At 65.4% G+C, this 15,815-nt stretch carries 13 protein-coding genes and 1 tRNA gene; 12 read left to right on the plus strand and 2 right to left on the minus strand.

Annotated elements, in window-relative coordinates; all coding sequences use genetic code 11:
* Positions 1-142 precede the first annotated feature (142 nt).
* Positions 143-1,513: an FAD-binding oxidoreductase gene (locus ACPJW8_RS06700; RefSeq protein ID WP_330189605.1), complete on the plus strand. Its 1,371-nt coding sequence runs from the start codon at positions 143-145 to the stop codon at positions 1,511-1,513.
* On the opposite strand, the gene ACPJW8_RS06705 is transcribed toward ACPJW8_RS06700, so the two are convergent.
* Positions 1,510-2,223 (minus strand): response regulator, encoded by a 714-nt coding sequence (locus ACPJW8_RS06705; RefSeq protein ID WP_330189606.1) that lies wholly within the window; start codon positions 2,221-2,223, stop codon positions 1,510-1,512. The two genes, ACPJW8_RS06700 and ACPJW8_RS06705, sit on opposite strands and share 4 nt — an antisense overlap.
* The gene (locus tag ACPJW8_RS06710) at positions 2,220-3,878 is read right to left on the minus strand and encodes a sensor histidine kinase (RefSeq protein ID WP_330189607.1); all 1,659 of its coding nucleotides are present in this window, start codon (positions 3,876-3,878) and stop codon (positions 2,220-2,222) included. The genes ACPJW8_RS06705 and ACPJW8_RS06710 overlap by 4 nt, the downstream gene beginning before the upstream one ends.
* A 140-nt stretch (positions 3,879-4,018) precedes the next feature.
* Between ACPJW8_RS06710 and ACPJW8_RS06715 the strand changes: the two genes are divergently transcribed.
* The 11 genes from ACPJW8_RS06715 (at position 4,019) to ACPJW8_RS06765 (ending at position 15,393) form a co-directional block, all read left to right on the plus strand.
* Complete coding sequence (locus ACPJW8_RS06715; protein ID WP_330189608.1) at positions 4,019-5,380, plus strand: cation:dicarboxylate symporter family transporter; 1,362 nt, start codon at positions 4,019-4,021, stop codon at positions 5,378-5,380.
* 264 nt (positions 5,381-5,644) lie between these two features.
* Entirely contained in the window at positions 5,645-6,544 is a 900-nt protein-coding gene (locus ACPJW8_RS06720; protein ID WP_330189617.1) for an AAA family ATPase, read from the plus strand.
* Between the two features lie 5 nt (positions 6,545-6,549).
* Positions 6,550-7,362: a ScpA family protein gene (locus ACPJW8_RS06725; protein WP_330189609.1), complete on the plus strand. Its 813-nt coding sequence runs from the start codon at positions 6,550-6,552 to the stop codon at positions 7,360-7,362.
* On the plus strand, positions 7,359-8,015 hold the full coding sequence (gene scpB / locus ACPJW8_RS06730; protein WP_330189610.1) for an SMC-Scp complex subunit ScpB: 657 nt from the start codon (positions 7,359-7,361) through the stop codon (positions 8,013-8,015). The genes ACPJW8_RS06725 and scpB overlap by 4 nt, the downstream gene beginning before the upstream one ends.
* 114 nt (positions 8,016-8,129) lie before the next feature.
* Positions 8,130-9,341: a pseudouridine synthase gene (locus ACPJW8_RS06735; RefSeq protein WP_330189611.1), complete on the plus strand. Its 1,212-nt coding sequence runs from the start codon at positions 8,130-8,132 to the stop codon at positions 9,339-9,341.
* A gap of 2 nt (positions 9,342-9,343) precedes the next feature.
* Positions 9,344-10,453, plus strand: a complete 1,110-nt coding sequence (locus ACPJW8_RS06740) for a prephenate dehydrogenase (RefSeq protein WP_330189612.1) — start codon at positions 9,344-9,346, stop codon at positions 10,451-10,453.
* A complete protein-coding gene (cmk, locus tag ACPJW8_RS06745; RefSeq protein WP_330189613.1) occupies positions 10,453-11,166 on the plus strand; it encodes a (d)CMP kinase in 714 nt (237 codons plus the stop codon). The genes ACPJW8_RS06740 and cmk overlap by 1 nt, the downstream gene beginning before the upstream one ends.
* A 25-nt stretch (positions 11,167-11,191) precedes the next feature.
* Positions 11,192-11,911: a lysophospholipid acyltransferase family protein gene (locus ACPJW8_RS06750; protein WP_330189618.1), complete on the plus strand. Its 720-nt coding sequence runs from the start codon at positions 11,192-11,194 to the stop codon at positions 11,909-11,911.
* Positions 11,908-13,458, plus strand: a complete 1,551-nt coding sequence (gene der / locus ACPJW8_RS06755) for a ribosome biogenesis GTPase Der (RefSeq protein ID WP_330189614.1) — start codon at positions 11,908-11,910, stop codon at positions 13,456-13,458. The genes ACPJW8_RS06750 and der overlap by 4 nt, the downstream gene beginning before the upstream one ends.
* A 125-nt stretch (positions 13,459-13,583) precedes the next feature.
* On the plus strand, positions 13,584-15,005 hold the full coding sequence (locus ACPJW8_RS06760; protein ID WP_330189615.1) for an HNH endonuclease signature motif containing protein: 1,422 nt from the start codon (positions 13,584-13,586) through the stop codon (positions 15,003-15,005).
* A gap of 311 nt (positions 15,006-15,316) precedes the next feature.
* Positions 15,317-15,393 (plus strand) — tRNA-Pro (locus ACPJW8_RS06765).
* Positions 15,394-15,815 lie beyond the last annotated feature (422 nt).

The following is a 15,815-nucleotide window of genomic DNA, read 5'->3' on the forward strand; positions in this document are numbered from 1 at the left end:
TGACCGAAGTGCGGGAGCTTATGTATACACAAAATTCGCCTCTTCCTTTCTATCCATTCGATAGATAAACTTGTTAGGCCTGCTGGGGAGCATCCGTCCAAAACGAGAGACCCCAATGCATATGCAATTCACTTCCCATGACGTGTCTGAACTCCGTTTCGCCGCCAAAGGCCCGGTTTTCCAGCCGTCGGACCCCGGATTCGCAGCGGAAATCGCTGCCTTCAACCTGGCCACCATCCATTCGCCCGACCTCGTCTTTGGTGCCTTGGATGCCAGCGACGTTGTGGCCGCAGTACAGTGGGCGGCCGCGCGGCAGTTGCCCGTCGCCGTGCAATCCACAGGGCACGGAGCCACCAACCCGATCGAAGGTGGGCTCCTCATCAGCACCCGCAGGATGCTGGAGCTGAGCGTGGACCCCATCGAGCAAACGGCGCGTGTAGGGGCCGGCGTCACATGGAAGGCGGTTGCCAAGGTTGCCGCGCTCCACGGACTGATGGGCTTGTCCGGGTCCACGTTCGACGTCGGTGTCATCGGCTACACCCTGGGCGGCGGACTGCCCGTCCTGGGCCGCAAATACGGCTTCGCCTCGGACCACGTGGTGTCCATGGACTTTGTCACGGCCGACGGCAACCTGCACGTCGTGGACGCGGAGAGCCATCCGGAACTCTTCGCGCTCCTGCGCGGCGGCAAGGGAAATCTTGGGATCGTCACGGCCCTTGAGTTCCGTCTGTTCCCGGACCACAGGCTGTACGCCGGCGGTATCTACTACCCGGGCGAATCCGCCGGCGACGTCCTCGAGGCGTTTGCCGCCTGGGCGCCCGGCCTGCCGGAGGACGCCTCGGCGTCGCTGGCACTGATGCGCCTGCCGGATGCTGAAACAGTGCCTGAGCCGGTACGCGGCAAATTCCTGGCGCATCTCCGGTACGCACATCAGGGCGACATCGTCCAGGCCGCCCGCCTGCTTGAACCGATGCGGGCCTGCGCGCCAATAATGATGGACTCTGCTGGCCTTCTGCCGTACCAGCGATTCGAAACCATCCATCAGGACCCCGAACAGCCGGTGCCCGTGCGTGAAAGTGGTTTCCTGCTGTCCGGGCTGGATGCGGGCGCAGTGGCCGCGATCCTGGAGCATTTGGGCCCGGGCGTTGATTCCCCGGTGCTGATGGGCGAGATCCGCCTGATGGGCGGCGCCCTGCGCGGAGTACCCGGAACCGATTGCGTGGGTGGACGGGACGCGGCGTTCAGCTTCTTTATGGTGGGCATCGCAACGCCGGACACGCTTGAACCGCTCCAGCAGGCATTCAGCGGTGTGCGGGCGGCCCCGGAGCCTTCCGTCACCGGCCGGACGTTCGTCAACCTGCACGGCCATTCCACCGACGCCGCAGACCGGGCCCGGGCGTGGGACGAGGCCACATACCGCCGGCTGGCGGCCGCAAAAGCCGCGCTGGACCCGCTGAACACGTTTCGGTTCGGCCACGTGGTGGAAGCGGCCGCGCTTCCCGCCGTGGTCTAGCCCTTGCTCCAGCGGTATTCGTTTTCCGGCCGTCCGGGCGTCCCGTAACGGGGCGCCCGGACCACCAGGCCGGCGTCGGCCAGGTATTCCAGGTAGCGGCGGGCGGTGACGCGCGACATGCCCAGCGGCCCCATCACCTCACTGGCGGAGACCGGAGCTCCCTGCTCCTTCAGGAAATTGCTCACTGCCTCCAGCGTGGACGCTGACAGGCCCTTGGGCAGCGGGAGTTCGGTGGGTGCGCGGAGGCTCGCGAACGCCTGGTCCACGTCGCTCTGCGAAGCACCGGCACGGGAGGCACCGGACAGGGAACCTGCCAGTTGCTGCCGGAACGTCCTGTAGCTGGTGAGCTTGTCCGCAAAGGTCGCGTACGTGAACGGCTTGATGAGGTACTGCACCACGCCGATGGATACGGCACTGCGCACGATGTTCAGTTCCCGGACGGCCGTGATGGCGATGATGTCCGCGAACAGCCCGGCTGAACGCATGCGGCGGGCAATATCCAGGCCGTGCAGATCGGGCAGGTTCATGTCCAGGAGCACCAGTTCCACGGGCGATCCTGCAGCGGCAAACTCGGTGAGCAGACGCAGCGCCGACTGCCCGTCCGGTGCAATGCCGGCCAGGGCAAAGCCCTCCAGCCGGCCGATGTACGCAGCGTGCGCCGCGGCGGCAACGGCTTCATCCTCGACGACGAGGACGCGGATTTCGCTCATGTGTGGACTTCCGGTTGATGGGCGGGGAGGAACACCTGGAACTTGGTGCCCCGGACGCCGTTGATGGTCAGTGTGCCACCCAGCCGCTGGACCGCCTGGCGCACCAGCGCGAGCCCGATTCCACGGCCGCCGACGCCGGTGCCAGCGCCGGACCCGGTGCCGGGTGAGTCCGTCGGCTTGGTGCTGTAGCCGTGCCTGAGGATGTTATCCACTTCGCGGGGGTCGATGGGCGGTCCTGAGTCGTGGACGCCCAGGTCCAGTCCTTCTTCATCGGACTCAACGGTGAGTTCCACCACCCGGGGAAGGGGTCCTTCGGCTGCCGAGTCGATGGCATTGTCCAGCAGGTTGCCCAGGATGGTCACCAGGTCCTGGACGGCCAGACCTGCCACGGAGGCTGAACCTTCAGTGTTCAGGGTCAGCTTCACGCCGCGTTCGTTGGCCTCGGAGGCTTTGCCCATGATCAGCGCGCTGAGGACGGGTTCGTCCACGGAGCTGATCATCTCGTCCGTGAGCTGCTGGCTGAGTTCCAGGTCCTGGGTGGCGAAGTCCAGGGCCTCGCGGGTCCTGCCGAGTTCCAGCAGGGACACCATGGTGTGCAGCCGGTTGGCGTGTTCGTGGGTCTGGGCGCGGAGGGCGTCGGAGAGGGTCCGCATGGTTTCCAGCTCGCTGCCCAGGGACTCGATCTCCGTCCGGTCCCGCAGGGTTGCCACGGTGCCGTAGACTGCGGGCCGGCGGGTGCCGGGGGAGGTGGGCCCCACCGCCGGCTCCTGGTTGACCACCACAATGCGGGGCCCGGTGAGGTGGATTTCGTCGTGGGCCGTCCGGCCGGACTCAAAGAGCTCCTTGAGGCTGGCTGTCAGTGGAAGTTCAGCCAGCGGCTGCGGGTGGACGGGCCCTGCGCCAGGGGTGCGCTGCGGCAGTCCCAGCAATTCGCCGGCCTGGTCGTTGTACATCACTACGCGGCCCCGCGTGTCCACCAGGATCAGCCCCTCGCGGACCGAATGCAGCACTGATTCGTAGTAGGCGAAGAGCTGTGCGAGTTGCTCCGGCCCCCAGCCGCGGGTGACCCGTTTCAGGTAGCGGCCCAGCAGCCAGGCCGCCAGGGAGCCACCCACCAGCAGGGCAAGCCCAATGGCCAGCAGTGCCATCAGCCGGCTGGAAAGCGCCACATCCACGGTCCGGACGGTGACGCCGGCCGCCACCAGGGCCTTGACGTTGCCGCTGGCATCCTTGACCGGAGCGATCGTCCGAACGGACGGGCCCAGGGTTCCTGCCGTGACCTCGGTATACACCTGGCCGTCCAGCGCGGCGTCGATGGAACCGATGTACGGGTTGCCCAGCTCCTCCTCGCGGGGATGGGTCCACCGGGTGCGGTCCGGGGCCATGATGGTGATGAAGTCGGCCCCGGCACTGGCCATCACGTCCAGCGCATAGGGCTGCAGGACGGCGGTGGGATCGGGAGTGTCGGCTGCCTGGAGCACCAGCGGGTTGGCGGCAACGGCGGCGGCAACGCCGGTCATCCGCAGCCCGGCTTCCTGGTAGGCGTGGTCCCGGGCGTCCACAAACGTGGCAGTTCCCACGATCGCGGTGAACACCAGGACCACCAGCAGATTGGCCACGAACAGGCGGCGTGCGAGGCTCCAGCGGTGGATCATCAGTACCTCCCATGACCAATATGAACGCAACAGTGAGCCGTGTCACGCCGTGCCCAATGATGGAGATCACATCGGATTGACGTGATGAGCCCAGTGACTGTGCGGCAGCGTCCACCAGACTATCCATAAGGAGACACATCATGGCTTCTCAACGAGGAGAGTCAGCGGCACCTGCCAAAGCAGCCCGCAAAGGCCTCGACAAATCCCACTACCTGTACATCGCCGTTATTGCGGCAGTGATCCTTGGCGCCGTCGTCGGGCTTATGTTCCCGGAAGTGGGCAAATCCCTCAAGCCCCTGGGTGACGGCTTCATCAAGCTGATCAAGATGATGATCGCGCCGATCATCTTCTGCACCATCGTCCTGGGCATCGGCTCCATCGCCAAGGCGGCAACGGTTGGCAAGGTGGGTGGCCTGGCACTGGGCTACTTCGTCATTATGTCCACGTTCGCCCTGGGCATCGGCCTGGTGGTGGGCAACCTCATCCACCCGGGCGAGGGCCTCAAGCTGGCTCCTTACGACCCCACCAAAAAGGCTGAGGTGGACAGCACAGTTGCCTTCCTCCTGGGCATCATCCCGGGCGACATCCCCGTCCTGCCCACCTTGTTCGCCGCCCTCCTGGTCGGCTTCGCCCTCCAGAAGATGGGCAGCACCGCCACCCCGATCCTCACCGCCATCGGCCACGGCCAGGCGCTGGTCTTCCGCATCCTGATCATGATCATGTGGCTGGCCCCGGTGGGCGCATTCGGTGCCATTGCCGCCGTCGTGGGTGCTACCGGCTTCCAGGCAATCGTGAGCATGTTCACCCTGATGGCCGCGTTCTACATCACCTGCGCCCTGTTCATCGTGATCATCCTGGGCGGCCTGCTGCGGGCAGTGGCCGGCGTCAACATCTTCAAGCTGATGAAGTACCTGGCACGCGAGTACCTCCTCATCTTCTCCACGTCGTCCTCCGAGGCAGCCCTGCCCCGCCTGATCGCCAAGATGGAGCACCTGGGAATTTCCAAGCCCGTTGTTGGCGTCACGGTTCCCACCGGCTACTCCTTCAACCTGGACGGCACGGCCATCTACCTGACCATGGCTTCCCTCTTCGTTGCCAACGCCATGGGCACCCCGCTGGACCTGGGCGCCCAAGTCTCTCTGCTGGTCTTTATGATCATCGCTTCCAAGGGTGCAGCCGGCGTCACCGGTGCCGGCCTGGCCACCCTGGCCGCAGGCCTGCAAGCCCACAAGCCGGAACTGCTGGGCGGCGTGGGCATGATCGTTGGCATCGACCGCTTTATGTCCGAGGCCCGCGCCCTGACCAACTTCACCGGCAACGCCGTGGCCACGGTGCTGATCGGCACCTGGGTCAAGGAAATCGACGGCGGCCAGATGGGCCGCGTGCTCTCCGGCGAGGTTCCGTTCGACGAGACCACCATGATCGCCGGACACGGCGAACAGGCACCTGCGGCCGCAGCCTCCGAAGCGCCGGTTGGCGAGCCCGTCCGGGCAGGCGTCTGACCTCCGCAGCCACCTGATCCAACAGACCTGATCCAACGACGGAACCGCCCGTGCGCCAGCAGTGCGCACGGGCGGTTCTGCCGTTCAGGAAGACCAACCTTCGACCTCTAGTAGAGGGTCAAGGCTCAAAAGTCCGGCCAAGTCAAGTTCCCCCGAATACCGTGTCGGGCGCTGTAGCCTAGGGTGAAAGCAGGATCGGCGCTGGACATCCAGCGGCACTCAGCCAGCAAGACAATCGCCGTCATCGAAAGTGTGGATAGATACGTGAGCAGCGAACAGGGTTCAGCAACTCTGGAAGGCACGGAAACCGATCTGGAAGAGTCCGTCATGGGCCCCACAGGACGCCCGTATCGGGAATTCCCCGAGCCCGCGCCACTGCCCTCGCACGGCCCTGCCCGGGTCATCGCCATGGTCAACCAGAAGGGCGGGGTGGGTAAAACCACGTCCACCATCAACCTGGCCGCAGCCTTGGCCGAATACGGCCGGCGCGTCCTCCTGGTGGACTTCGATCCCCAGGGCGCGCTCTCGGCAGGCCTTGGCGCCAACCCGCATGAGCTGGACCTCACTGTCTACAACGTGCTGATGGACCGCAAGGTGGACATCCGGGACGCCATCCAGCAGACCGGCGTCGAAAATGTGGACCTGCTGCCTGCCAACATCGATCTCTCCGCAGCGGAAGTCCAGCTGGTCAACGAGGTTGCCCGCGAGCAGGTGCTGGACCGTGCGCTGAAGAAGGTCGAAGACGATTACGACGTCGTCCTCATCGACTGCCAGCCCTCGCTTGGTCTTCTCACGGTTAACGCGCTGACCGCGGCTCACGGCGTGATCATCCCGCTGATCTGCGAGTTCTTTGCCCTCCGTGCCGTGGCCCTGCTGGTGGAAACCATCGACAAGGTCCAGGACCGGCTTAACCCGCGCCTGCAGGTGGATGGCGTGCTGGCCACGATGTATGACGCCCGCACCCTGCACAGCCGCGAGGTCATCACCCGCCTGGTGGAGGCCTTCGGGGACAAGGTGTTCGAAACAGTCATCAAGCGGTCCATCAAGTTCGCTGACGCCACCGTCGCGGCAGAGCCCATCACCAGCTACGCGGGCAACCATATCGGTGCGGACGCCTACCGCCGGCTGGCCAAGGAACTGATCTCGCGCGGCGGCGCGCCGTAGCAACAATGGCTGAGCCCAGGGCCGGCTTCGAAGTCCGGCTGGCGAACTTCACCGGCCCCTTTGACCTCTTGCTGGGGCTGATTGCCAAGCATGAGCTGGACATCACTGAAGTGGCCATTGCAACGGTCACTGACGAGTTCATCCAGTACATCCGCCGGCTCCAGAAGCTGGGGGAGGAATGGGCGCTGGATGAGGCCAGCGAGTTCCTGGTCATCGCCGCCACCCTCCTGGACCTCAAGGCGGCTCGGCTGCTTCCCGCAGGCGAGGTCGAGAATGAGGAAGACATCGCGCTGCTGGAGGCCCGGGACCTCCTGTTCGCACGGCTCCTCCAGTACAAGGCCTTCAAGGAAGTGGCGGGCATGATGGCCCGGACCCTTGAAGATGAAGCCGCCCGGTATCCCCGGCAGGTTGCCCTGGATGACCACTTCGCTGCCATGCTGCCCGAACTCGTCTGGCGGCACACGCCTGAGCAGTTCGCGGAGCTGGCCCGGAAGGCGCTGGAGCCCAAGGAGCCGGCGCCCACGGAGGTTGGCCTGGCGCACCTGCACGGCGGCAACGTCAGCGTCCGTGAGCAGGCCGAGATCCTGGGCGTCCTGCTCCAGCAGGGCGGCGCCTTGTCCTTCCGGACGCTGATTGCCGACGCCGATTCCACCCTGGTGATCGTGGCCCGGTTCCTGGCGCTGCTGGAGATGTACAGGGACAAGGCGGTGGCCTTTGAGCAGGTGCAGCCGCTGGGTGAGCTGACGGTCCGCTGGAGCGCCGGGCCTGATGAATGGACCAGCGAGAACCTGAGTGAAGAGTTTGAGGAGCAGCCATGACGGAACAGTCAGTGGAACAGCTGGAGAACCTGGACGATCAGCACGAGTTGGACGATCTCCCCGGTGGCCGGAAGGCCGCGCTGGAAGCCGTGCTGATGGTGCTGGACCAGCCGGCCACGACGGCGGAACTCGCCGCGGGGCTGCAGCTGACCGTGCCGGTGGTGGAGGCGCTGCTGGCGGAACTCCAGGCGGAGTATAACGGCTATACTGTTAAAGCCCCGGATGCGGGTTCCGATTCAGGAACCGCCCCCCGGGGTTTCGAATTGCGGAACATAGCCGGCGGTTGGCGACTGTATTCACGCGCCGAATTCTCCGACGTCGTTGGCCGTTTTGTCCTTGAGGGGCAAACAGCAAGGCTGACGCAGGCGGCCCTGGAGACACTGGCGGTGATTGCCTACCGGCAACCGGTGAGCAGGGCCAGGGTGTCTGCGATTCGTGGCGTCAATGTTGACTCCGTCGTGCGGACGCTGACCCAGCGTGGACTGATCGAGGATTCGGGAACTGATCCGGAATCCGGTGCTGTCCTTTACCGGACCACATCCTATTTCCTTGAGAGAATGGGTATTGGTTCGGTGGCTGAATTGCCGCAGCTTTTGCCCCATCTTCCGGGGCTTGAAGGAATCGACGAGTTTTACGACGCCGGCACCATGTAGGCGGGGAATCCCGCCTGCAGATTTACTCACTATCCGTGCAGACGAATTCTGCGCGGCTGGCTAGGGTTGTTTCCGGACAGCTCTTTGCCGGGCATCATCAACGAAGGACGGGTCATGACACAGGCGGGACGCCAGGGTTCACCACGTAACGGTTCGGGACGTAACGGTTCGGGACAAAATTCAGGACGCAGTTTCCAGAGCGGCGCAGGGCGCGGCTCGGGAGGCAGCTCCGCAGGACGCGGCGCGGGTTTCGGCGCAGGTTTCGGCGGCTCGGGCCGCCCGCAGCGCGCTCCCAAGCCGCGCGAGGAACGCTTTATCGATCCGGATGAGCAGGGTGGCCAGGACGCCGCCGCTGCCGCCGCCGGTTCGCGCAAGCCGGCCGCGCGCTCCAATGTTCGCAAGGCAGGTGCCGGGAAGCCGGGCGCCGGCAAGGCCCCGGGTACTCCGGGTGCGCCGAAGCCGCGTACTGCCACTGCCAAGACTTTCGGTACCCGTGCCTTCGGTGGCGAGCGGTTCGGCCAGAACCTGGGACCGGTCCGCAAGCCATCACGCAAGCGCGGTCCCCGCGGCCCCGTGCCGCAGTCGGAGCTGCACGACGCCGACGGCGTCCGCCTGCAGAAGGTCATGGCCCAGGCCGGCGTGGCATCGCGCCGCGTCTGCGAGGAAATGATCGCTGAAGGCCGTGTTGAGGTCGACGGCCAGGTTGTCACGGAGCTCGGCGTCCGCGTTGACCCGGAGAAGGCTGTGATCCACGTGGACGGCATCCGCATCCAGCTGGATGAGAGCCTTGTCTACATGGTCTTCAACAAGCCCAAGGGTGTTGTCTCCACCATGGAGGATCCTGACGGCCGTCCGTGCATCAGCGACTTCGTGCGGAACACGCACGGCGAACGCCTCTTCCACGTGGGCCGGCTGGACGTCGCCACCGAGGGTCTGCTGCTGCTGACCAACGACGGCGAGCTGGCCAACCGCCTGACGCACCCGTCGTACGAGGTACCCAAGACGTACCTGGTCCAGGTCAAGGGCCCGTTCCCGCAGGGTGTTGGCGCGCAGCTGAAGCACGGTGTTGAGCTTGAAGACGGCATCGCCGCGGTGGATTCCTTCCGCCTGGTGGACTCCACTCCTGGCCACGTGCTGATCGAAGTGGTGCTGCACTCCGGCAAGAACCGTATTGTCCGCAGGATGTTTGACGCCGTGGGCTTCCCGGTGATCCGCCTGGTCCGGGTCAAGGTTGGTCCCATTGGCCTGGGTGACCAGCGCCAGGGCAGCATCCGCAATCTGGGCAGGCAGGAAGTCGGCCACCTGATGGCTTCCGTGGGGCTCTAGGGATGTCCGCATTCCGTGCGCAGGGTCCGGGCCAGCTGAAGGGCCCGGTCCTGGTGATCGGTACGGGGCTGCTTGGCACCAGCATTGGCCTGGGGCTGCGCGGCCGCGGCGTGCCGGTTTACCTGTCTGATCCTTCGCCCACCAACCAGGCCGTCGCCGTTGATATCGGCGCCGGCCGGCCCGTGGGTGAGCTTGCCGGCGCTGCGCCGGAGCTTGTAGTGGTGGGCGCACCGCCTGACGTTACTGCCGACGTCGTACTTGATGCCTTGAAGCGTTACCCGGATGCCGTGGTGGTGGATATTGCCAGCGTGAAGGCGGCCATCCAGGCTGATCTTCGGGCCAGGGGAGCGGACCTGGGCCGTTACGTGGGGACGCACCCCATGGCCGGCCGGGAGAAGTCCGGGCCGGTGGCGGCGCGCGGTGAATTGTTCACGTCCATGCCGTGGGTGCTGTGCCCGGCGGAGGAAACCTCGACGGCGGCACTTGCCGTTGCGCGGGCCCTCGCCACCGATCTGGGTGCTGTGGTTTCGCAGTTCACGGCTGAGGAGCATGACGAGGCTGTGGCGCTGGTGTCGCACCTGCCGCAGATTATGTCCTCGCTCCTGGCCAGCCGTTTGCAGGGGACTCCGCTGCATGCGCTGTCCCTGGCTGGCAACGGGCTGCGGGATGTGACCCGGATTGCCGCGAGCGATCCGGCCCTGTGGGTGCAGATCCTGGGCAGCAATGCCGAAAAGGTGGTGGAGATCCTGTACGGCGTGCGTGAGGACCTGAACCGGCTCATCGGCACGCTCGAGGACCCCACCGCTCCCGGCGCCAGGCTTGACCTTGCCCAGCTGATCAGCGAGGGCAATGCCGGCCAGGTCCGGATTCCGGGCAAGCACGGCGGACCACCGCAGGCGTATTCGTGGCTGACGGTGCTGGTGGATGACCGTCCGGGCCAGATCGCGCAGCTGCTCACGGAGATCGGCGAGATCGGCGTCAACCTGGAAGACCTGCGCCTGGACCACTCGTCCGGACAGAACGTCGGCATGGTGGAGATTTCCGTGTTGCCCAACAAACATGACCACCTGATCGAAGCTTTGAACGACCGTGGATGGCGGGTACTGCAGTGATGACACAGGAACTGATCGACACTATGCCTGCCCTCCGGGTGGGCCGCTCGCTGGTGATCGCCATTGACGGGCCGTCCGGTTCGGGCAAGTCCAGCGTGAGCAAGGAAGTGGCCCGGCGGCTGCGCGTTGCGTACCTGGATACCGGCGCCATGTACCGTGCGCTGACCTGGCATTGCCTCAACGCCGGGATCGACCTCCAGGATGCCGCCGCCGTTGAGCAGGCTTCGAGGGACCTGGTGCTGGACATCAGCACCAGCCCGCGCGAGGAGTACGTCCGCGTGGGCGGTGTTGAGGTCACTGACCTGATCCGTGAGCCCGCCATTTCCTCGGCCGTCAGCGCCGTGGCCACCACGCTCGGTGCCCGGACGGAACTGATCAGGCGGCAGCGCGCCATCATTGACGAGCACCACCGGCGCATCGTTGTTGAGGGCCGCGACATCACCACCGTGGTTGCCCCCGGCGCCGAGGTCCGGATGCTCCTGACCGCCAGCGAGGAAGCACGGCTTCGCCGCCGCGGCGCCCAGCTGGGCGGCACCCAGAGTGACGCCGAGCTGGCAGCCCAGGTGACGCAGCGCGATGCCAAGGACTCCGCCGTCGTGAATTTCACCCAGGCAGCCGATGGTGTGGTGACCCTCGATTCCTCCGATCTGGACTTCGAGGAAACCGTCCAGGCGGCCCTGGTGATCGTGACCAAAGTGCTGAACCGTGACTGAGCGGCGGATCCCGTCCCCGCTCACCATGGGATGGAGCCGGGGCGTGGGCTGGATCCTGGACCACGTGGTCTACCGGACCACCGTGACCGGGCGTGAGAACGTTCCCGTCAGCGGCCCGGTGATCTTCGCCGCGAACCACATCAGCTACCTGGACGGGCCGGTCCTGTTCGGCGCGGCACCGCGGAAGATGCACATCCTGGTCAAAAAGGAGATGTTCAAGGGCTTCCTTGGTTTTGTGCTGCGGGCGTCCGGGCAATTGCCGGTCGACCGCACGGGGGACCGCGGCGTGCTGCACCTCAGCAAGGAAATCCTCGACGCCGGGCGGTGCATCGGGATCCTGCCGGAAGGTACCCGGGGTGGCGGGACGGCGGACGCCATCAACAACGGCGTGGCCTGGCTGGCACTGAATTCGCAGGCGGTGGTGGTTCCCGTGGCAATCCTGGGCACCAGGACCGGCGCTGACCATCTTGACTCGCTGCCCAGGCCGGGGCGGCGCTTCCATGTTTATTTCGGCCCCGCCATTGGTGTTGGACGCCAGGACGGGGAATCCGGCCGTGTTTCAATGGACAGGGCGGCGGCGGAAATCCGGGCTGCGCTGGCCGGCACGGTCCAACAGGCCATTGAGCGCAGCGGGCAGGCTTTGCCCGATTCTGTGCCTGACGTTCTGCCGCAGGCAGAGCGCACCGCAACCACCACAGCAGTAGCCGGGACGCCGGCAGATGACCATCTAAGGAAAGTGCAATGAGCGAATCGACTCCCAACTCCGGCCCCCAGGGTTCCGGCGAAGAAGACTACACGCCCACCGGCACGGACCAGGTGGCCGAGCGGCTTGCGGCGATTGACGACGACGAGGCCGAGGTACGTGCCGCGTCCCTCCGGGCGGGTCTTGAAGACTACGACCTGGATGAGGATGACGCCGCGCTGCTGCGTGGGGATTACGACGATGAGGACTTCGACGGTCCAGTCAAGCTGGATCCGGTCCTGGCCATCATCGGCCGGCCGAACGTGGGCAAGTCCACGCTGGTGAACCGTATCCTGGGCCGCCGCGAAGCCGTGGTGGAGGACACCCCCGGTGTGACCCGCGACCGCGTGATGTACTCGGCCAGCTGGAACGGCCAGAACTTCACGGTAGTTGACACTGGCGGCTGGGAGCACGATGCCCGCGGCATCCACGCCCGCGTTGCCGAGCAGGCCGAAATGGCCGTTGAGCTGGCTGACGCCGTGCTGTTCGTTGTGGACTCCGCTGTTGGCGCCACCGCCACTGACGAAGCCGTGATGAAGATGCTGCGCCGCAGCAAGAAGCCCGTGATCATGGTGGCCAACAAGGTGGACGACTTCGCGCAGGAAGCGGACTCCGCAACCTTGTGGGGCCTGGGCTTCGGCGAGCCGTACCCGGTGTCCGCGCTGCACGGCCGTGGTGTGGCTGACCTCCTGGACCACGTCATTGACACGCTGCCTGAGTACTCCACTATCGAAGGCGTGGAGCGCTCCGGCGGCCCGCGCCGTATTGCGCTGATTGGCCGCCCGAACGTGGGCAAGTCCTCGCTGCTGAACAAGCTGGCCGGCTCCGAGCGTGTGGTGGTGGACAACACCGCCGGCACCACCCGCGACCCGGTTGACGAGTTCATTGAACTGGGCGGACGCACCTGGCGTTTCGTGGACACCGCAGGCATCCGCCGCCGCCAGCACATGGCACAGGGCGCGGACTTCTACGCTTCCCTCCGGACGCAGGCCGCGCTCGAAAAGGCGGAGGTCGCCGTCGTACTTCTGGCGGTTGATGAGGTGCTCAGCGAGCAGGATGTCCGCATCCTGCAGCTGGCCATCGAGTCCGGCCGCGCGCTGGTTCTCGCGTTCAACAAGTGGGACCTGCTGGATGAGGAACGCCGCACGTACCTGGAAAAGGAGATCGAGCGGGACCTGGCTCACGTTGCCTGGGCGCCGCGCGTGAACATCTCCGCCAAGACCGGCTGGCACAAGGACCGCCTGGTTCCTGCGCTGGATGTTGCGCTGGAGAGCTGGGACAAGCGTATTGCCACCGGACGCCTCAACGCCTTCCTGGGCGAGCTGGTTGCGGCGCACCCGCACCCGGTCCGTGGTGGCAAGCAGCCGCGCATCCTGTTCGGCACGCAGGCGTCCAGCCGGCCGCCGAAGTTCGTGCTGTTCACCACCGGCTTCCTGGATCCGGGCTACCGCCGTTTCATCACCCGCCGGCTGCGCGAGACGTTCGGCTTCGAGGGTACGCCCATCGAGGTCAGCATGCGTGTTCGTGAAAAGCGGAGCCGGAAGCGGTAATTCCCTTCACTGATTGACGACGGCGCGCCTTCCCTTTGCGGGGGAGGCGCGCTGTTTTTTGTTCTTTTCTCCCTGGTGGCGGCTTTGACGGTAAAAATGTCAGTGGTCGGTGATGTGGTTGATTCATGGAGATCACCAGCACGTTGAGGGAGGGAACGCCGCTTCATTCTGCTGTGCCCGATCCGCTGCTGTTGCTGGACGGAATGGTCTCCACTCTTGATTCCCTGGAGTCCGCCATCGCCAGTTTGCAGGCATTGCGGGAGTGCACGCTGGCCATGGCGTCGCGGCTGGCGGATGTAATGAACGACGGCGGTGCGCAGCCCGGATTTGCCGATCCCGGCTGGGATTCGCGCTCGGCGGAGCTGGCCCAGCGGGCGGTAGCTGCGGAGATCGCCACTGCCACCCGGGCGAACGACCGCACGGTGCAGCGGCAGATGGGCCAGGCCGTTGAATTGCTGGACCGGTTCCCGGCGACGTTCCAGGCCTTTGCTGCGGGCCGGATCAGCCTGGCTCATGTGCGGGTGATCCAGGATGCCGGGACTTCGCTTGAGGGGCCTGCCGTCTTGGCGCGTTACGAGTCAGTGGTGGTTGCCTGCGCCGAACAGCAGGCGCCCGTCCGTGTGCGGCGCCTGGCTATGCGCGAGGCTGAGAAGGCCCAACCAGCGTTGCTGGCTGACCGGCATGCGCGGGCCGCGGTAGAGCGCCATGTCCGGGTGGCGCCATTGCCGGACGGAATGGCCGAGCTCGCTGCGGTATTGCCTGCTGCTGTGGCGTACGGGATTCACGACCGGCTGACGCAGATGGCGCGGGCGCATTCTTCTTTTGGACCTGATTCTGCGGCTGACGGGCTGGATGATGCAGGAACGCACCGGACCATGGACCAGCTCCGTGCTGATCTGCTGTCGGATCTGCTGCTGTGTGGGGCGCCGCTGGGTCATGACACGCCTGATGGACTCCTCGCCGCCATTCAGGCTCGGCTGGATGTGACGGTTCCCGTTCAGAACCTGATTGATGGCGCAGCCGGTCCTGTCGCTGCCGGTTCCGGGAAGGTCCCCGCCGAAGTGGACGGGAAATACCCCATCGACCCCGCTACCGCCCGTGCTCTGGCCGGGCAGGCCACTGCCTGGAACCGCGTGCTGACGGATCCGTTCACCGGCGCGGTGCTTTCGGTGGACCGGTACCGGCCCAGCGAGGACCTCAAACGATTCCTTGCCGCTCGGGACTCTCGCTGCCGCTTCCCTGGTTGCGGGATCAAGGCTCGGGAACTCGACCTGGACCATACGCACGATGCCACGCTGGGTGGAGCCACCGAAACCGGCAACCTCGCTGGGCTCTGCCGGCGCCACCACATGCTCAAGCACCATTCGAGGTGGAAGATCCGGCAAACAGGGGCCGGGGTCCTGGAATGGATCAGCCCTACTGGTCGAAGGTACACAGACCATCCACCGTCGCCGCCGACTTATATGGCAGTTAGTGACACCAGCCGAAGCCGTGCACCTGGTGATCCTGTTGAGCTCGGAAGCACTTCGGACCCGCCACCGTTCTGAGTGGTTCCGGTTGGCGAGGGCTGTCGGTTTATTCAGCCACGCCTCGGAGTTGAGTCAGTCACTGTTAACCATGCTTCGGAACGCTGGACCGCAGCACCTCCGTCACGCCGTCGGCATGGACAGGCGGGCTTCGAGGGCTTGTTCGTCGTGGCCAGCAGTCGCGTCAGTCGAAAAATGGCCGAAAACGCTGGTGGTTTGGTCATTGGCACCCCTTGGAATCGTGTAAGCTTTTCAAGGTGGTTCGGCCGGACTGCTGAGATGATTCCCATGGAAACACTGGTATTCGTTGCAGCGGAGAACGGCGGAACTAACGGGCTGTAGCGCAGCTTGGTAGCGCACCTGACTGGGGGTCAGGGGGTCGCAGGTTCAAATCCTGTCAGCCCGACCAGCGAGGATGAGGTCCCGGAAATCGAAAGGTTTCCGGGACCTTTGTCGTTCAGTGGGTTATAGGACAAAACGTGTGTAAATCCCGGGTGCGTCCTGCCCTTCCTTGCGGTGCCAGAGGCCTCCGTCTGCGCTGAGCCCGGTGCTCGGGACCCGGGTCCTGCTCGATGGTGGTCCTGGTACCGGTCTCTGCCAGACGGTAGTGCCGGGCCTTGATGAGTTTGGGAGGGGGCAGGGGTTCGCTGTGGAGGTGCAGTTACCACTCGATCGCGGGTGTACGGTGCGCTTCGGTCACGCCGCGGTGGGGCGCTGAGCAGCAATTGATTCGTACTGAACTACCCCGGGATAGGGGCTTGAACAGGTGCCCATGATTTTTGATGCCAGTTGTTCAGTCTGCCCACCCAGATGGCGGACTCAGCGGCGGTC

This window comes from Pseudarthrobacter sp. J47 (assembly GCF_049810315.1).
GTDB lineage: Bacteria > Actinomycetota > Actinomycetes > Actinomycetales > Micrococcaceae > Arthrobacter.